The sequence below is a fragment of the Proteus sp. Marseille-Q3619 genome (assembly GCF_965283115.1).
Genome location: NZ_CBDIMP010000001.1, coordinates 1,724,666 through 1,740,401, shown reverse-complemented (window position 1 = coordinate 1,740,401; position 15,736 = coordinate 1,724,666). Strand labels below are relative to the sequence as shown.

The window sequence follows — 15,736 nt, the reverse complement described above, 5'->3', positions numbered from 1 at the left end:
ACATATAATAAGTACGAGTCTAAAAGGGATTGATTTCGATCAATAAGGAACATACCGACTGGTCGGTATCATCCTATGCATGAATACAACTGCGCATCACCGAAAAAAAGATCCTATCCGAGTTCAAGAACAATTATTGGAAGCGGCAAGCATTATTGTGGCTAATGAAGGAATAGCGTCTCTATCTTTAAATGCCGTCGCAAAAGAAGCGGGTGTAAGTAAAGGTGGATTACTTCATCATTTCCCTGGAAAACTAGAATTGGTGCATGCAGTCTTTAAGCGTCTATTAGGCATTATGGATAGTCGCATTGCAGTTATTATGGAAAATGATCCTATTGAAGCGGGGCGTTTTTCTCGCGCATATTTAACTTATATTTCTGATTTAAAACAGTCAGACGAAAGTCGCCAATTAGCTATATTGTCTTTAGCCATGCCAAACGAGCCTATTATGCGTAAATGCTGGCGTGATTGGATGTTAGAACATTTAGCCAAAGGCGATAAATTAGATAATAGTTATTTAGGGACATTAATTCGTTATGCCGCAGATGGTCTTTGGTTATCTGAATTAACTGAAGGTCCTACGATTTCACAAGAAGAGCGTAGCGCATTAGTTGAAAGATTATCTGAGATGACATTTGACTATATGGCAAACACAGCAAATCAGTAATTTTAATCAGGATGAATGAGGGCACAATGAAATACAAAATAAATGCCTTAATTTATTACGACGCAACGGATGGCGCGATATCGTTAGAAAAAGAGAGTGTTGATACACATCTTTCTATTACCGCAAATGCGTTACTCTTTTATTTTATTCAGCACCCTGGAGTTGTTAATCGTGATGAAGTATTAAAACGGGTTTGGGATGATAACGGATTAGTTTCATCAAACAGTAATTTAAACCAATATTTGAGTTTATTACGAAAAACATTTCGCCATTATGGCATTGAAAATATCATTGTTACCATTGCGAAAGGGCGGTTAGAGTTTAATCCCGATATTTCAGTTGAACTGATTGATGATTCAACGCTATTACCTTCAACTCAAACAAATGAAGAAGCACCTATTTTAGTTAAAGATGAAAATCAAATAGCGGTTGAAACAACAACACCTTTATCTTTAACGCAAACTCAAACACCTTTAGAGTCTACACAAGAAGAAGCGCCCGAAAAAACACAGAAACCCGAAATTTGTTGGTATTTAGCCAGCATCGGTTTTTTATTAGGTGCAGTATTTCTCGCGGTGATCATCTTTTTTAATCAACATCAATCAAAGCCAATTTCACTGACACCATTAACGCATAATGATTGTGAGTTACTTTCTAATGAAGCCATGATTAATTCTGCGGTAAGTGATAATTATGTTCGCAATTTTGACGCTGTAAGAAAGAAGCTTAATTTACAGTGTGCGAAAGGTGAGCGATTTGTTTTCTTTTATGGTGATAAATTACAAACAAATGGGTTGGGGCGAGTATTTTTAGCGCACTGCGCTAAGAACGAAGATAATCCATTTAGTTATTGTGACAATTACTTTTACTATTCTTGGAAATACTAATGAAAATCTCAGGGAAACTTTTATGTTTTTTATCGGCCCTGATTTTTATCTTGGTCGCCACTTATGCAGCAACAAGATTATTAACCATTAAAAACGAAGGTGTCATGGTTTGCTCAACCAAAGGTATTATGCGTTTTGAAAATATGGAAGATGAAAATGTAAATGGTAATATTCATTTTTCATTTGGTGCCAATGGTAAAGGGTCAATTGTCGTTGAAGGTTATACCACCTCAAAAGCAGGGTGGTTGTATTTACAACGCTATGTGAAATTTGATTATACAACTAAGCGTGTTTCACCGACTGAACGTCACTATTTTGTTAGCCAATGGGATGCTAGTGCATCATCAATTGATGAATCTCCTGATGTGATTTTTGACTATTTTATGCGTGAAATGTCAGACAGTCATGATGGGTTATTTATTAATGCCCAGAAGCTAAATGAGAAAACATTACTTTTAAGTTCGCTCAATTCACCACTCTATATTTGTACCTTAAAGCCGGGTAGTAAATTCGATTAATTGCCCTGATTATCTGATATTACTTTTGCAAGGTGGCCTCTATATAGCCGCCTTTTTGTTTATCTAAAACTCAATATATCCCATCCCTTTAATTAATATTCTTTCTCACACATTCCTGATTTTAGCTCTTTTGCCTATTCCTTAATTTGAACCGATTGTCTGCATGACATTTATAGTAAAGAGTCTCCATCTTTATTTTTTATACACCGTAGTAAAGGTTTAACTTTGATAAATACGTTATCGACAAAAAAATAGCACGATTTGTATATAGACTCGATTTAGCCTTTTTCAATTATTGATCTCACGTTCAAATATCAGTGATATTCCGCACATCTTTCCCGTCGATATGTACTACCTTTTTGCACCTTTTCAACATCCTTCTAACAAAGTTAATTTGCCTATTTTTTAATCTATTTTTTATAAAGTTCAATAAATTTATAACGATGAAAAAATTAAATTAACAGTATGAAAAGATAAATAGAGGCATAAATAACGCTAAATATCAGAGTTAAATTCTATATGTATTCATATTATGGATTTATATTTTGTTTTCTTTTTTGCGCGTTATAGTGATTTTGAAACCAACGTCTGCGTTTAAAAAATCACCACGCAGACACAATGGGCAAACGTAAACCGTTAAACGGCTTCTCGGAGGAAATGAAAATGGGTGATGCATTAGGTCTGATCGAAACCAAAGGTCTGGTGGCATGTATTGAAGCCGCTGACGCTATGTGTAAAGCCGCGAACGTTGAACTTATTGGCTATGAAAATGTAGGTTCAGGTCTCGTGACTGCGATGGTGAAAGGCGACGTAGGCGCAGTGAAAGCTGCAGTGGATTCTGGTGTGGAGTCAGCACAACGCGTGGGTGAAGTTGTTACATCGCTCGTGATTGCTCGTCCTCACAATGACATCAACAAGATTGTTATCAAACACAAGGCATAGTTTCTGCCTTAGGAGAACGTATGGGTGATGCATTAGGACTTATTGAAACTCAAGGGCTGGTTGCTTGTATCGAAGCAGCTGACGCGATGTGTAAAGCGGCAAATGTTGAGTTAATCGGCTACGAAAATGTGGGTTCAGGTTTAGTAACTGCAATGGTGAAAGGTGATGTAGGTGCCGTTAAAGCCGCTGTGGAATCTGGCTTAGAAGCTGCTCAACGTGTTGGTACGGTTGTGACTTCATTAGTCATCGCTCGTCCACATAACGATATTCAAAAAATCGTTGCCCAGTACAAAGTGACTGAATAACGAAGGAAATAAATATGAAAGAAGCACTAGGTCTAGTTGAAACCAAAGGTCTTGTCGCTTGCATTGAAGCTGCTGATGCAATGTGTAAAGCAGCCAATGTTGAACTGATTGGTTATGAAAACGTCGGTTCAGGTTTAGTGACAGCGATGGTGAAAGGCGATGTCGGTGCAGTCAATGCAGCGGTTGAGTCAGGTGTTGAAGCGGCAAAACGTATCGGCACCGTCGTGACTTCTCGTGTTATTGCAAGACCGCATAACGATATCGAGAAAATCGCACAACAGCACAAAGCCTGATTACTCAGGCGTGCTGTAAAGCAAAGAAATAAGTTATTCAGCTAAATTTTTTAACTCCTGTATGGGGGAAGACATGGTTGCATTAGATAAAGATTTGCAATCCAGACAACTGGCTCGTGAGCTAGTTCGTAACGCGAAAAATGCACAACTTGTTTATGCTAAGTTTTCGCAGGAAAAAATCGACAGTATTGTAAAACACATTGCATTTGAAGCCGCTCGTCATGCAGAAGAGTTGGCGAAAATGGCGAACGAAGAAACAGGCTTTGGTAAGTGGGAAGACAAAGTGCTGAAGAATACCTTCGCGTCATTGCGTGTGTATGAACATATGAAAGACATGAAGACCGTTGGCATTATCAATGACGATAAAGTGAAAAAAGTCATGGATGTTGGCGTGCCTTTAGGTGTTATCACGGCGTTAGTCCCTTCAACTAACCCAACATCAACCATTATCTATAAAACCCTAATTGCACTGAAAGCGGGTAATGCGATTATTTTCTCTCCGCATCCAAATGCAAAACAGTGTAGTTTCCGTGCGTTAGAAATTGTTAAAAAAGCGGCGCTAGAAGCTGGTGCGCCAGCAGGTATTGTTGATGGTGTGACATTATTGACTCTGGAAGCGACAAAAGAATTAATGCACAGCAAAGATGTGTCATTGATTTTAGCGACTGGTGGTGAAGGTATGGTGCGTGCAGCTTATGCATCAGGCACACCAACAATCAGTGGCGGCCCAGGTAATGGTCCTGCATTTATCGAACGTAGTGCTGATATCAAAAAAGCAGTGAGCGATATCATCACCAGTAAAACATTCGATAACGGCGTTATCTGCGCATCAGAGCAATCCATTATCGTAGAACGTTGCATTTATAACGAAGTTCACCGCGAGTTATTAGCGCAAGGTGCTTACTTTATGAATGACGAAGAAGCAACAAAAGTGGCTTCAATGTTACTGCGTGCTAACGGTACGATTAACCCAGCCGTTGTGGGTAAAGATGCGATTTATTTAAGCCAACGTGCAGGCTTTAGCGTACCCGCAAATACGCGTGTATTAATCGCATTACAAGATACTGTTTCACCAAAAAATCCGTATTCACGCGAAAAACTATGCCCAATCTTAGGGATGTATATCGAAGAAGATTGGAAATCAGCGTGCGATCGTGTGGTGCAATTACTGACTAACGAAGGTTTAGGTCATACCTTAGTTATTCATACTAAAAATGAAGATGTTATTCGTCAGTTCTCTTTAGAAAAACCTGTTAACCGTATTCTGATTAATACCCCTGCGGCATTAGGCGGTATCGGAGCAACAACCAATATTACTCCTGCACTTACTTTAGGTTGCGGTGCTGTTGGTGGCGGTTCTAGCTCTGACAACGTTGGCCCTATGAATCTACTGAATATTCGTAAAGTAGGTTATGGCGTGCGTACCGTTGAAGAGTTGAAACAACCTTGTCCTTTAGCACAAGAAGCTGCTCAACCTGCTGTTTCTGCTTGTGCTGTTTCTAGCGCAAATCACCAGACCAGCATTCTTGATGATGACCGTTTTCGTTCACCTTCTTTAAGCCCTGTTCATGCTGAATGTGCCACTGCACAACGTCAAACTCAAGGTGATGATCGCTTTGGTGCATCTCCTTATGCAACGACGGTCAGTGCTTGTGCGCAGCAAGTGATTGAACAAGGTGATATTACCGAAGAAAACGTGGAACGCATTATCAAGGAAGTTCTCGGACGTCTGAGTAAATAACTCATTGATATAAGGCGATATAAACCATGATCCTCGCAAAGGTAATCGGACACGTAGTAGCGACACAAAAAAGCCCAGAACTTAAAGGTAGCAATTTATTAATGATAGCCACCTTGGATGATGAGCTTAAACCACTGAAAAACAAAACTTATGTTGCAGTGGACAGTGTAGGTGCAGGTATCAACGATGTTGTGTTGGCTGAAGAATACTTTGCACTGAACAAAGATCGTTACAAGGCGATGTCAGTGGTTGCCATTGTTGAGAAGGTTTATCGGGACAGTAAGGAGTAATAACGACATGAGTGAGTTTCTGATAAAACCCAAAATTCAGTTTGGCGCCAATGCACTGGATTTTCTCTCTGGGTTAACTGCCCGCCGCGCATTTGTGGTGACAGATAAAGCAATGGTGAAGTTTGGCTTTGCAAATAAAGTCACTGATAAGTTAATGCAACGAGGTATCGAGTTTCAAGTCTACGATGATGTTGCTTCAGATCCAGATATTTCAGCCATCGTGAGTGGTATGAAGATCATGGATGCTCATTATCCAGACTTGGTTATCGCACTCGGTGGTGGATCAGTGATTGATGCCGCGAAAGCCGTTATGTACTCCCTCTGGCATACCCGTAAAGAGAGCAACAGAACAAAACCACAATTTATTGCGATCCCAACCACAAGTGGCACTGGCTCTGAAGTGACCTCTTTTTCAGTGATTAAATCACGTAGTGAAAAACTGGTCTTGGTTGATGAGTTTATGTTGCCTGATGTCGCCATTCTCGATCCTGAGTTGGTGAAATCTGTGCCACCTGCCATTACCGCTGATACAGGTATGGATGTCCTTTGTCATGCACTAGAAGCTTATGTTTCTAAAGCTGCATCTGATTTCTCTGATGCGATGGCAGAGAAAGCCGTCAAGTTAGTCTTTAGTCATCTTATTGATTGCCACCATCAAGGTGACAACTTGATGGCTCGTGAAAAAATGCATAACGCATCTTGTATTGCAGGCATGGCATTTACTAACGCTTCGCTGGGTATTACTCACAGTCTTGCCCACGCATTAGGCGGTGTATTCCACGTTCCTCACGGTCGTGCAAATGCGTTATTGATGACACATGTTGTCGCCTTTAACGCCAATCTTCATGGTGATTGTAATAGTGAAGCAGCAAAACGTTACGCCTATCTTGCTCAAAGCTTAGGACTTCCAGCTAGCACCGTAAGAGAAGGGGTAACCAGTTTAATCGTCGCCATTAATGTATTGAAAGATGAAATGGGTATGCCGAAGAGTATTCGCGATACCGGTGTCAGTGAAGCGGACTTTTATGCCCGTTTAATGGAAATGGTCGGACAGGCTTTACGAGATAGCTGTACGCCGACAAATCCGCGTGACGTGAACACACACCAATTAGAAACATTGTATCGTCAGGCATTTGCCGGTGTATCACACAGTTAATGCTCAACCGAATGAATACCGATTAGGTCAAGTAAAGAACATCAGGAGAGCCTCACATGGCCAAATATTCTTTGACGCCACGCGTAAAAATGCTGGCAGAACGTTTAGTTTCACGTAATAGCTCAATCAGTACAGAGCGTGCAACCATTTTTGATTCATTAGACAACAGCATTGCAGGTGTTCCTCAAGCGATTAAACCTGCACAGCGTTTTTATGAGTTTATTCGTCATTTTCCAAGCTATATCGCACAAGATGAATTGATTATCGGTAGCCAATCATCAACACCACGTGGTGCGATTTTCCACACTGAAGATGAAGTACGTAGCGACTCTATCTACCGTTTCTTAAGTATTAACAATAGCGTTGCATCACCTGATTATATGCTGGTGGTAAACCAAGGTTTCTTAGCAATTAAAGCACAGCTTGAAGACAGAATTAGAAGCATTGGTAGTGCAGTAAACCGCAGCAGTATGGATGAAGCCAATTTCTGTAAATCTGCTATTTATGCATGCGATGCAGCACTGTATTTCGCACAAATTCTGTCTGCAAAAGCAGAGAATTTAGCAGCAATGGAAGGTAACCCATACCGTAAAGCAGAGCTATTAGACAGCGCTGCAGTATTACGTAAAGTGCCAGCAAAACCCGCAGAAACTTTTAAAGAAGCGGTTCAAGTATTCTATTTATTGCAATTAGTCTTACATCTGGAAAATGGTAGCTACGCCATTAACCCAATGGGATTTGATAAAGCGTTATATCCATTCTATCAACGTGATATCGACCAAGGTCGTTTAACACAAGCACAAGCCTATGAAATTGTTGAAAGCGTATGGTTGAAATTGGCTGAGCTTTCAGAAGTACGCGCAACCAAAGAAGTTGATGGTTATCCAATGTTTGATGCAATGACACAGGGTGTGGATATAAACGATCCACGCGTCAGCATTAACGAATTGTCAGAGATGCTATTATCCGCGCGCGCTAACCTGTCAACCTTACACAGTTCACTGCAAGTGCGTTTATACAATGGTCGTGCGAATTCACAACCTCAATACGCTGCACCTTCTGCAAATTTTGTAGCGCCAAGCACTGATGCGGGCGAATTTAAAGTGATGGAAGGTTTAACGCCTCGCTTACAACGCTTACGTAATCGCTATTTAGAAGCACGTCCAAGTGTCTCTATTTATAGAGCATTAGCATTTACTGAAATTGTTCGTAATAACCCAGGTTTACCACCAATTTTACTACGCGCTAAAGCTTTCCGTCGCGCATGTGAAACCGCACCTATCTTAATTCAAGATGAAGAGCTGATTGTTGGACATCCTTGTGGAAAAGCGCGTGCTGGTGCTTTCTCTCCTGATATCGCATGGCGCTGGGTTCGTGACGAACTCGATACCATGAGCACACGTCCACAAGATCCATTCCAAATTTCAGAAGAAGACAAAAAAGTCATTCGCGAAGAGATTGTTCCATTCTGGGAAGGTCGTTCTTTAGATGAGATCTGTGAAGCACAATATCGCGAAGCGGGTGTGTGGGAATTTAGTGGTGAAACCTTTGTCAGTGATCTTTCTTATCACCAAATCAATGGTGGTGGCGATACTTGCCCAGGTTATGACGTCCTGCTTTTCACTAAAGGTATGAACGGCATTAAAGCCGATGCACAAGCCAAACTGGCTGAATTAAGCATGGAAAACCCTGCTGATATCGACCGTATCTACTTCTACAAAGCGTCTATTGAAAGCTGTGAAGGTGTGATTGCTTACGCACATCGCATTGCAGAACATGCGCGTGAATTAGCATCAAAAGAGAGCAATCCACAACGTCGTGAAGAGTTACTGACGATTGCTCAAGTCAACGAAAATGTACCCGCTAATCCACCAAAAACACTGCAAGAAGCATTGCAAAGTATTTGGACTGTAGAGTCACTGTTTGAAGTAGAAGAAAACCAAACAGGTCTTTCTTTAGGTCGTTTAGACCAATACTGCTTCCCAATGTATGAAAACGACATCAAATCAGGTCGTTTAACGCGTGAACAAGCACTGGAAATGATGCAAGCCTTTATCATCAAATGTGCTGAGTTAATGTGGATGTCGAGTGAACTGGGGGCGAAATATTTCGCGGGTTATCAGCCATTTATCAACTTAACCATTGGTGGACAAAAACGCTCTGGTGGCGATGCGTGTAACGACTTAACTTACCTGATTATGGATGCGGTACGCTTTGTGAAAGTGTATCAACCATCATTAGCATGTCGTATTCATAACCAATCTCCACAGCAATATATGGAAAAAATCGTTGATGTAGTAAAAGCCGGTATGGGCTTCCCTGCGTGTCACTTCGATGATTCTCATATCAAGATGATGCTACGTAAAGGCTTCGACTTTGAAGATGCGCGTGACTATTGCTTGATGGGTTGTGTTGAGCCACAAAAATCAGGTCGTATTTATCAGTGGACATCAACAGGTTATACCCAATGGCCTATCGCAATTGAATTTGTATTAAACCGTGGCCGTATGGTGCTGTTTGATAGCTATCAAGGTTTAGATACAGGCGATTTACGCGACCTGCGTACTTATGAAGATTTCGACCGCGCTGTAAAAGAGCAAGTGGCACATATCGTTCGTTTATCAGCAATTGGTACTGTGATCAGCCAACGTGTTCACCGTGATGTTGCACCGAAACCATTAATGTCTCTACTGGTTGAAGGCTGTATGGAACAAGGTAAAGACGTTACTGCGGGTGGAGCAATGGTTAACCATGGCCCAGGGTTGATTTTCTCTGGTTTAGCAACTTACGTTGACTCCATGGCGGCTATTCGCAAACTTGTTTATGAAGATAAGAAATACACCTTAGAGCAAATCCGTGATGCGCTATTAGCTAACTTTGAAGGTCATGATGAGTTGTTACGTGACTGCTTAAATGCACCGAAATTTGGTAATGATGACGATGTTGTTGACCAATATGCGCTGGATATTACGGAATGGACTGAGCGTGAATGTCGTAAATACAAAATGCTCTACTCCACTCTAAGCCACGGTACGCTGTCTATCTCTAATAACACGCCAATTGGTGAGTTAACCGCAGCGACTCCAAATGGTCGTTTCGCATGGAAACCATTGTCAGATGGTATCAGCCCAACACAAGGCGCTGATAAACATGGCCCAACAGCGATTATCAAATCAATCAGTAAGATGAATGTTGAAACCATGAATATCGGTATGGTTCATAACTTCAAATTCCTGAAAGGTTTATTAGATACCAATGAAGGACGCCAAGGTTTAATTACCTTATTAAGAACAGCTTCAATTCTGGGTAACGGCCAGATGCAATTTAGCTATGTTGATAATGAAGTACTGAAAAAAGCGCAATTAGAGCCTGAAAAATACCGTGACTTAATCGTCCGTGTTGCTGGCTACAGTGCTTACTTCGTTGAATTATGTAAAGAAGTTCAGGATGAAATCATCAGTCGTACTGTGATTGAGAAGTTCTAATCATAGCCATAGGGATGGCACAGGCTATCCCTTTTAATCGACAAGACAAGATTTAAATTTATCGAACAGGGATGTTTGATGCAGATTTGGAGGCGTAAAGATGGAGACGGCGGCAGAAACAAGAGGTCGGATATTTAATATCCAGAAATACTCTATTTATGACGGTGATGGTATTCGTACTCTCGTTTTTTTAAAAGGCTGTAATATCCGCTGCCCTTGGTGTTCAAATCCAGAAGGTCTTAGCAGTGAATTTCAGGTGATGTACTCTCACGACAAATGTGTAGATTGCGGTAAATGTGTTGATGTTTGTCCGGCGGGTGTTCATTACATGACAACCAATGAAAAGGGTAAACAAGTTCATCGTGTTGATCGCGCTGTTGATTGTATTGGTTGTCGCAAATGTGAAGAAGTCTGTATCTCTGATGCGCTTGATATTATGGGCAAAGATGTTTCTGTCTCTGAGTTAATGAAAATCATCATGCAAGATTATGACTTTTACATCTCTTCAGGAGGTGGTGTCACAATCGGTGGCGGTGAAATGAGTTTACAAACTGATTTTGCGGTTGCGCTTTTACGAGAATGTAAAAAGATGATGATCAATACCGCCGTGGAAACACAAGCAACCACTAATGTGGCGAATTATGAAAAATTAGCGGAAGTCGTTGATCAATTTCTTATTGATATCAAACACATTGATACCACTCAGCATAAAGCGTTGTTTGGTGTTGGTAATGAGAATGTCCGTCGTAATCTAGAGCGTTTAATGGATCTCGGTGCAAATGTGGTTGTTCGTATGCCTTTAGTGCGAGGTTATAACGACTCTTATGATGCGATCACTGGCGCGATTAACTACGCAATGGAACTTTCAAAACGCGGTAATCTTCAGCGCATCGATATTCTTCCTTATCACCAATTTGGACGTAATAAATACGAAAAATTGGAAATGATTTACCCAATGAAAACTGATCCAAGTTATACGCCTGAAGAGCTTGACAGCTTAGAAGCCTTCTTTAAGAAATTTGATTTCGATATCCGTCTTGTCCGCCACTAAGTAGGAGAGAAAGATGAACAGTTTAGGTGTGATTGAAACACGAGGGTTGACTGCAGCCATTCAGGCAGCTGATGCCGCTTGTAAAGCAGCAAACGTGGAAATTATCGGGTACCGAAAAGTGGGTTCTGGGTTGGTATCAGTCTGTTTTCAAGGTGAGATCAGTGCTGTTAAAACAGCGATTGATCATGGTGTTGATGTCGTGAGCCAAAAAGAGTTGGTTATCGGATCATTAGTGATCGCAAGACCAGAGCTAAGTGTTATTACTAAATTACTGACAGTAAAAAGTAAGAAAAAAGCGCCCGCTGTTGCTGAAAAAGTGCAAGAGACTGCTATTGAAAACATCGTTGAAACGGTCGTTGAAACAATAATTGAAGCCCCTGTTAAAAACGACGTTGAAAACGCTGAAGCCACAAAAGCAGTTGCAGATTTACAAGCTCCAAATATTGCCTCTGAAACTAAGACCGCGACAGATAAAACTCAAAGCAGTAAAAAAGAGATCAAACCAGAAAGCCGCAAAGGTAAAAAATAATGATTAATCAACAACTCATGGGAAAAATTCTCTCTCGCTTACCCGCACATGGCGTAATGTTGGGAGAGGCGCAAGGAATGGCTATCCCTGTTGGTATTTCTAATCGTCATGTGCATCTTTCACAGCAAGATGTAGAAGCATTATTCGGCAAAGGTTATCAACTTACTCCGTTTAAAGATCTTAAACAACCGGGGCAGTTTGCAGCAAAAGAGTGTGTGATTGTTGTGGGATCTAAAGGCTCGATCAGTAAAGTTCGTGTTTTAGGGCCTGTTCGACCACAAAGCCAATTAGAAATTTCAAAAGCGGATTGTTTTGCATTAGGTATAAAAGCGCCAGTACGTGAGTCGGGTGATTTAGTCGGTTCTGGCAATGCTGTTTTAATGGGATCTGCGGGTCATGTTGAATTAAAAGAGCAAGTGATTTGCGCTCAACGCCATATTCATATGAGTGAAATTGACGCCAGAATGTTAAATGTCACCAATGGACAAAAAGTGCATGTTAAGACAGAAGGCGAGCGTAGTCTGATTTTTGATGAGGTCGTTGTTCGAGTTAGTGAGAAATTTTCTTTAGAATTTCATATAGATACTGATGAGGCGAATGCGGCAGGACTTCGTAACAACGATAGCGTATTTATTGTCAGTTAAGGCAATGAGGTGACGTAATGGACAATCAGTTAATTGAAAGGATTGTTGCTGAAATAGAAAAAAGAATGAAAAAATCGGTGTTGTTAGCACTTACCCCAGCACCGGGATACCAAGATGAAATCTGTCAACGTATCAACATGTTTTCTCATATTCGATTTTCTCTTTTTGTTACAACACAGGCACAAGTCAGTCATGATTTGTCGAAATGGCGTCATCTAGGAGAAATGTATAACGCGAGTGAGTTTGATTGCCAGCAGTTATCGACTTATCACGCACTGTTTGTTCCTTATTTTGATAAAAAGCTGGTGGGTGAAATTATTAATGGGCTATTTATCAGTGAAGAAGGGAAGTTAATTCATTCTGCACTCGCTCAAAATATTCCTGTTATGGCATTACCTTATTTTTGCCAACCAGAAAGTGAATTAAATGAGATTTTAGGTTTAAATAAAAATAAAGAGTACAACCTGCTTATTCAGGAAAATATTAGTCGATTAAAATCAATGGGTATTATTTTTCATCCTATAAATGATGTTGAAGCTAATTTAATAAACCATGATATTAACCATCTAGCTAAACCTGAATATAATCCTGAAATTAAACAAGAGAATAATAATCGCTATATTACTTTAAATGAAGTAATGAATAAGCCTGGAAAATATCATTTATCGCAAGATAAATTGACGGATTCTGCTATTGAATATTTAAAAAGTTTGAAAAATTAATCTTAAATTATATCTGATAACTCAGGAGTCTTATTATGTCACCAAAAGCTAAATCATGGCTTTGGATGCTGGCGGTTATTATTTCAGAAACCTCAGCAACCTCTACCTTAAAAATGTTTGATAATAGTGAAGGTACAACTAAAACATTATTATTAGGCTTAATTGTTGTTCTTTATGTTATTTGTTATTACTCGTTATCGCGTGCAGTAAAAAATATTCCAGTTGGTTTAGCTTATGCAACATGGTCTGGTACAGGTATTTTAGTGGTTTCTTCTTTAGGTATGTTGTTTTATGGTCAACATCCTGATACTGCGGCAATAATAGGTATGGCAGTGATTGCTAGCGGTATTGTGATTATGAATCTCTTCTCCAAAATGGGCTCAGAAGAAGGGGAAGAAGAAAACACAGAACCTCAAAATATTAAACAAGCTGCATCGTCAGTGAATAAATAAATCTATTTATTAATAAATAGATTTTTAATAAAAAACAACTTTATTAAAATAAATAAGGATAACAATTATGTTTACTGGATTCTTATGGCTGGCGCTGTCTATTGGTTCTGAAATCACCGGCACGTCTATGATAAAAAAGACCAATGGCTTTAGTAAATTAGCACCTTCTGTTTTAGTTATTGCTGCTTACTGTATTTGTTATTTTGCCTTAACGCGTGCAATGGGATATATCCCTGTTGGTGTAGCGTATTCACTGTGGTGTGGATTTGGTATTGTGGGTGTAACATTAGTTGCTATGATCCTATATAAACAAAAACCAGACTTACCCGCTATATTTTCAATGGCATTAATTATCTCTGGCGGAATAATTATGAATACATTCTCTACGATGTAAGCTAACTTTATAAATTAGATGGTGATTTTACCTTTTTAACTTAAATGCCGATATTTTATTAAAAAGTATCGGTATTTTAATTTGTTTTTTATAAAGTTTATAAAGGTGTTTTTTTATATATCAAATCGTTCTCTAATAAGATAATACAGTTTTATATTTAAGGGCATAGATATGTTATTATCACCAGCTAATTTTAGATGTACACCTATTACAAATTCATTCGGATCAAGTGGAGAGGTAAAAAATAGTACTTGGAACAATATAACAAGTATTAAAAATAGCCATAATGAAATGCTTCCTAAACTACCAGCAGGTTCACCAATATATAAATCATCGACACGTATTGATAATCCTCTACCATTACCGCCTAAACCGTCAGCAAATTCACCAATATATAAATTATCAAATACAACTTATAGTCCTCCTACTGACTTTCCATCTAAAATACGAATAGTAAATAATAAGCCTCATTTATTACAGCCCCAGAGAATAAACACAGAAAATAATAGCTTACTTTCTAGACGACAAATTAATAATACAAATATATCAAATTTTAATTTTTCTCACTCTAATAAAGAAGTAAGGTTGCATAATGCCAGAGATAATTTTTTAGTCGCGGTTAAAAAATGTACTGGCACAGATAAGTATAATGAAAAAGCTAAAATATTATTTAATAACTTAAATGGTTTAAAATATAGTTCAGCCGATTATCAATCGGTTGAAAATTCAAGATACAGTAAGCAATTAACGTATCGTACAGATACTTTAATAAAATCAGGCGATGTATCATTGCCAGCGAATGATGTTAGTTCTTATAATTCTCCTAATATGACTATTGCATCCCAATACCCTTTGAATAATAAAGAAAGTTTAAAAAATTATTTTAATATGTTATTTGATAATGACATAAATACAGTTTATGTTTTAGCCTCGAAGGATGATATTAAAAAAGATCTTTCAAAACTTGGTGCTGAATATAATAAAAGCAATTTTGAGAAGGAAGGGTTTAAATATTTTAGAGAAGATTTGGATTTGGATAATATAAATTCTCGCCACATTCAAAAGTGGGATTTCAGTAAGTTTAAAATAAAAGATAAAAATGGAATGGTTAAAGTTGTAGAAAATAAAAATGGAGAAAATGAATTTTCAGGAAATGAAAGACATTTAGATTGCAAAGCATACTCTAGGTTCTTGACTAAAAAAGGTAGTAATGAAAAGAAAAAAATAAACTTTGTACATATTTTTGATTGGAAAGATCATACAGGAATAGATGCGACAAAATTAAAAAATACAATTAATGTTATTGGCGATAAATTAAAAATAAACCCAACAAAAGAAAATATAGCGGTTCATTGCCTTGCTGGATTAGGAAGAACAGGGGAATTTATTGCTCTAATGGAAATGATGAAAGCAGAACAATCAGGGAATAAAGAAGGAAAAAGTTTAGAAAGCATTATCTCTGATTTAAGAGAAAAACGCAGTTTCCGAGCGCTTTATCAGCCTGAGCAAATTGCTGAACTCTTTAAATATGCAATAGATAACAATATATCACTACTTAATGATGATATTAAAATAAAATAACATTTGTTTAAATGGCTATAAAAGATCCCCATTGCATTCACAATGGGGATTGATTTTACGACATATGACTTCTTGTTAT

At 38.8% G+C, this 15,736-nt stretch carries 17 protein-coding genes; all 17 read left to right on the top strand.

The window, feature by feature from the left end:
- The first annotated feature begins 79 nt into the window (after positions 1-79).
- Positions 80-667: a TetR/AcrR family transcriptional regulator gene (locus ACWPWK_RS07905; protein WP_109373223.1), complete on the top strand. Its 588-nt coding sequence runs from the start codon at positions 80-82 to the stop codon at positions 665-667.
- A 26-nt stretch (positions 668-693) separates the two neighbouring features.
- On the top strand, positions 694-1,554 hold the full coding sequence (locus tag ACWPWK_RS07900; protein WP_109373224.1) for a transcriptional regulator: 861 nt from the start codon (positions 694-696) through the stop codon (positions 1,552-1,554).
- Positions 1,554-2,072, top strand: coding sequence for a FidL-like protein (locus tag ACWPWK_RS07895; RefSeq protein WP_006536331.1), 519 nt, complete (start codon positions 1,554-1,556; stop codon positions 2,070-2,072). The genes ACWPWK_RS07900 and ACWPWK_RS07895 overlap by 1 nt, the downstream gene beginning before the upstream one ends.
- Before the next feature lie 663 nt (positions 2,073-2,735).
- On the top strand, positions 2,736-3,014 hold the full coding sequence (locus ACWPWK_RS07890; RefSeq protein ID WP_004249182.1) for a BMC domain-containing protein: 279 nt from the start codon (positions 2,736-2,738) through the stop codon (positions 3,012-3,014).
- Positions 3,015-3,034: 20 nt separating this feature from the next.
- Positions 3,035-3,319: a BMC domain-containing protein gene (locus tag ACWPWK_RS07885; protein WP_006536329.1), complete on the top strand. Its 285-nt coding sequence runs from the start codon at positions 3,035-3,037 to the stop codon at positions 3,317-3,319.
- A gap of 14 nt (positions 3,320-3,333) precedes the next feature.
- The gene (locus ACWPWK_RS07880; RefSeq protein WP_006536328.1) at positions 3,334-3,612 is read left to right on the top strand and encodes a BMC domain-containing protein; all 279 of its coding nucleotides are present in this window, start codon (positions 3,334-3,336) and stop codon (positions 3,610-3,612) included.
- 73 nt (positions 3,613-3,685) lie between these two features.
- Positions 3,686-5,353, top strand: coding sequence for an acetaldehyde dehydrogenase (acetylating) (locus ACWPWK_RS07875; protein ID WP_109373225.1), 1,668 nt, complete (start codon positions 3,686-3,688; stop codon positions 5,351-5,353).
- Positions 5,354-5,379: 26 nt separating this feature from the next.
- Positions 5,380-5,643 (top strand): EutN/CcmL family microcompartment protein, encoded by a 264-nt coding sequence (locus tag ACWPWK_RS07870; RefSeq protein WP_064721253.1) that lies wholly within the window; start codon positions 5,380-5,382, stop codon positions 5,641-5,643.
- A 7-nt stretch (positions 5,644-5,650) separates the two neighbouring features.
- Complete coding sequence (locus tag ACWPWK_RS07865) at positions 5,651-6,799, top strand: 1-propanol dehydrogenase PduQ (RefSeq protein WP_109373226.1); 1,149 nt, start codon at positions 5,651-5,653, stop codon at positions 6,797-6,799.
- Positions 6,800-6,855: 56 nt separating this feature from the next.
- On the top strand, positions 6,856-10,284 hold the full coding sequence (gene cutC / locus ACWPWK_RS07860; RefSeq protein ID WP_109373227.1) for a choline trimethylamine-lyase: 3,429 nt from the start codon (positions 6,856-6,858) through the stop codon (positions 10,282-10,284).
- Positions 10,285-10,384: 100 nt separating this feature from the next.
- Complete coding sequence (gene cutD / locus ACWPWK_RS07855) at positions 10,385-11,335, top strand: choline TMA-lyase-activating enzyme (protein WP_109373228.1); 951 nt, start codon at positions 10,385-10,387, stop codon at positions 11,333-11,335.
- A 13-nt stretch (positions 11,336-11,348) separates the two neighbouring features.
- Complete coding sequence (locus ACWPWK_RS07850; RefSeq protein WP_109373229.1) at positions 11,349-11,864, top strand: BMC domain-containing protein; 516 nt, start codon at positions 11,349-11,351, stop codon at positions 11,862-11,864.
- Entirely contained in the window at positions 11,864-12,508 is a 645-nt protein-coding gene (locus tag ACWPWK_RS07845) for a phosphate propanoyltransferase (protein ID WP_109373230.1), read from the top strand. Before ACWPWK_RS07850 ends, ACWPWK_RS07845 begins: the two co-directional genes overlap by 1 nt.
- A 17-nt stretch (positions 12,509-12,525) precedes the next feature.
- Positions 12,526-13,230, top strand: coding sequence for a hypothetical protein (locus ACWPWK_RS07840; RefSeq protein ID WP_109373231.1), 705 nt, complete (start codon positions 12,526-12,528; stop codon positions 13,228-13,230).
- Positions 13,231-13,265: 35 nt separating this feature from the next.
- Entirely contained in the window at positions 13,266-13,682 is a 417-nt protein-coding gene (locus ACWPWK_RS07835; RefSeq protein WP_109373232.1) for a DMT family transporter, read from the top strand.
- 67 nt (positions 13,683-13,749) lie between these two features.
- Positions 13,750-14,076, top strand: a complete 327-nt coding sequence (locus ACWPWK_RS07830; protein ID WP_004245856.1) for a DMT family transporter — start codon at positions 13,750-13,752, stop codon at positions 14,074-14,076.
- Positions 14,077-14,247: 171 nt separating this feature from the next.
- Positions 14,248-15,657 (top strand): protein-tyrosine phosphatase family protein, encoded by a 1,410-nt coding sequence (locus tag ACWPWK_RS07825; protein ID WP_244185053.1) that lies wholly within the window; start codon positions 14,248-14,250, stop codon positions 15,655-15,657.
- Positions 15,658-15,736: the final 79 nt, after the last annotated feature.

Excerpts from the sequence above, each read along its gene's own strand:
- ACWPWK_RS07880 (WP_006536328.1), top strand. The coding sequence starts at position 3,334 with ATGAAAGAAGCACTAGGTCTAGTTGAAACCAAAGGTCTTGTCGCTTGC.
- ACWPWK_RS07830 (WP_004245856.1), top strand. The coding sequence starts at position 13,750 with ATGTTTACTGGATTCTTATGGCTGGCGCTGTCTATTGGTTCTGAAATC.
- ACWPWK_RS07875 (WP_109373225.1), top strand. The coding sequence starts at position 3,686 with ATGGTTGCATTAGATAAAGATTTGCAATCCAGACAACTGGCTCGTGAG.
- ACWPWK_RS07895 (WP_006536331.1), top strand. The coding sequence starts at position 1,554 with ATGAAAATCTCAGGGAAACTTTTATGTTTTTTATCGGCCCTGATTTTT.
- ACWPWK_RS07885 (WP_006536329.1), top strand. The coding sequence starts at position 3,035 with ATGGGTGATGCATTAGGACTTATTGAAACTCAAGGGCTGGTTGCTTGT.
- cutD (WP_109373228.1), top strand. The coding sequence starts at position 10,385 with ATGGAGACGGCGGCAGAAACAAGAGGTCGGATATTTAATATCCAGAAA.
- cutC (WP_109373227.1), top strand. The coding sequence starts at position 6,856 with ATGGCCAAATATTCTTTGACGCCACGCGTAAAAATGCTGGCAGAACGT.
- ACWPWK_RS07870 (WP_064721253.1), top strand. The coding sequence starts at position 5,380 with ATGATCCTCGCAAAGGTAATCGGACACGTAGTAGCGACACAAAAAAGC.
- ACWPWK_RS07890 (WP_004249182.1), top strand. The coding sequence starts at position 2,736 with ATGGGTGATGCATTAGGTCTGATCGAAACCAAAGGTCTGGTGGCATGT.
- ACWPWK_RS07900 (WP_109373224.1), top strand. The coding sequence starts at position 694 with ATGAAATACAAAATAAATGCCTTAATTTATTACGACGCAACGGATGGC.
- ACWPWK_RS07905 (WP_109373223.1), top strand. The coding sequence starts at position 80 with ATGAATACAACTGCGCATCACCGAAAAAAAGATCCTATCCGAGTTCAA.
- ACWPWK_RS07840 (WP_109373231.1), top strand. The coding sequence starts at position 12,526 with ATGGACAATCAGTTAATTGAAAGGATTGTTGCTGAAATAGAAAAAAGA.
- ACWPWK_RS07845 (WP_109373230.1), top strand. The coding sequence starts at position 11,864 with ATGATTAATCAACAACTCATGGGAAAAATTCTCTCTCGCTTACCCGCA.
- ACWPWK_RS07835 (WP_109373232.1), top strand. The coding sequence starts at position 13,266 with ATGTCACCAAAAGCTAAATCATGGCTTTGGATGCTGGCGGTTATTATT.
- ACWPWK_RS07850 (WP_109373229.1), top strand. The coding sequence starts at position 11,349 with ATGAACAGTTTAGGTGTGATTGAAACACGAGGGTTGACTGCAGCCATT.
- ACWPWK_RS07865 (WP_109373226.1), top strand. The coding sequence starts at position 5,651 with ATGAGTGAGTTTCTGATAAAACCCAAAATTCAGTTTGGCGCCAATGCA.
- ACWPWK_RS07825 (WP_244185053.1), top strand. The coding sequence starts at position 14,248 with ATGTTATTATCACCAGCTAATTTTAGATGTACACCTATTACAAATTCA.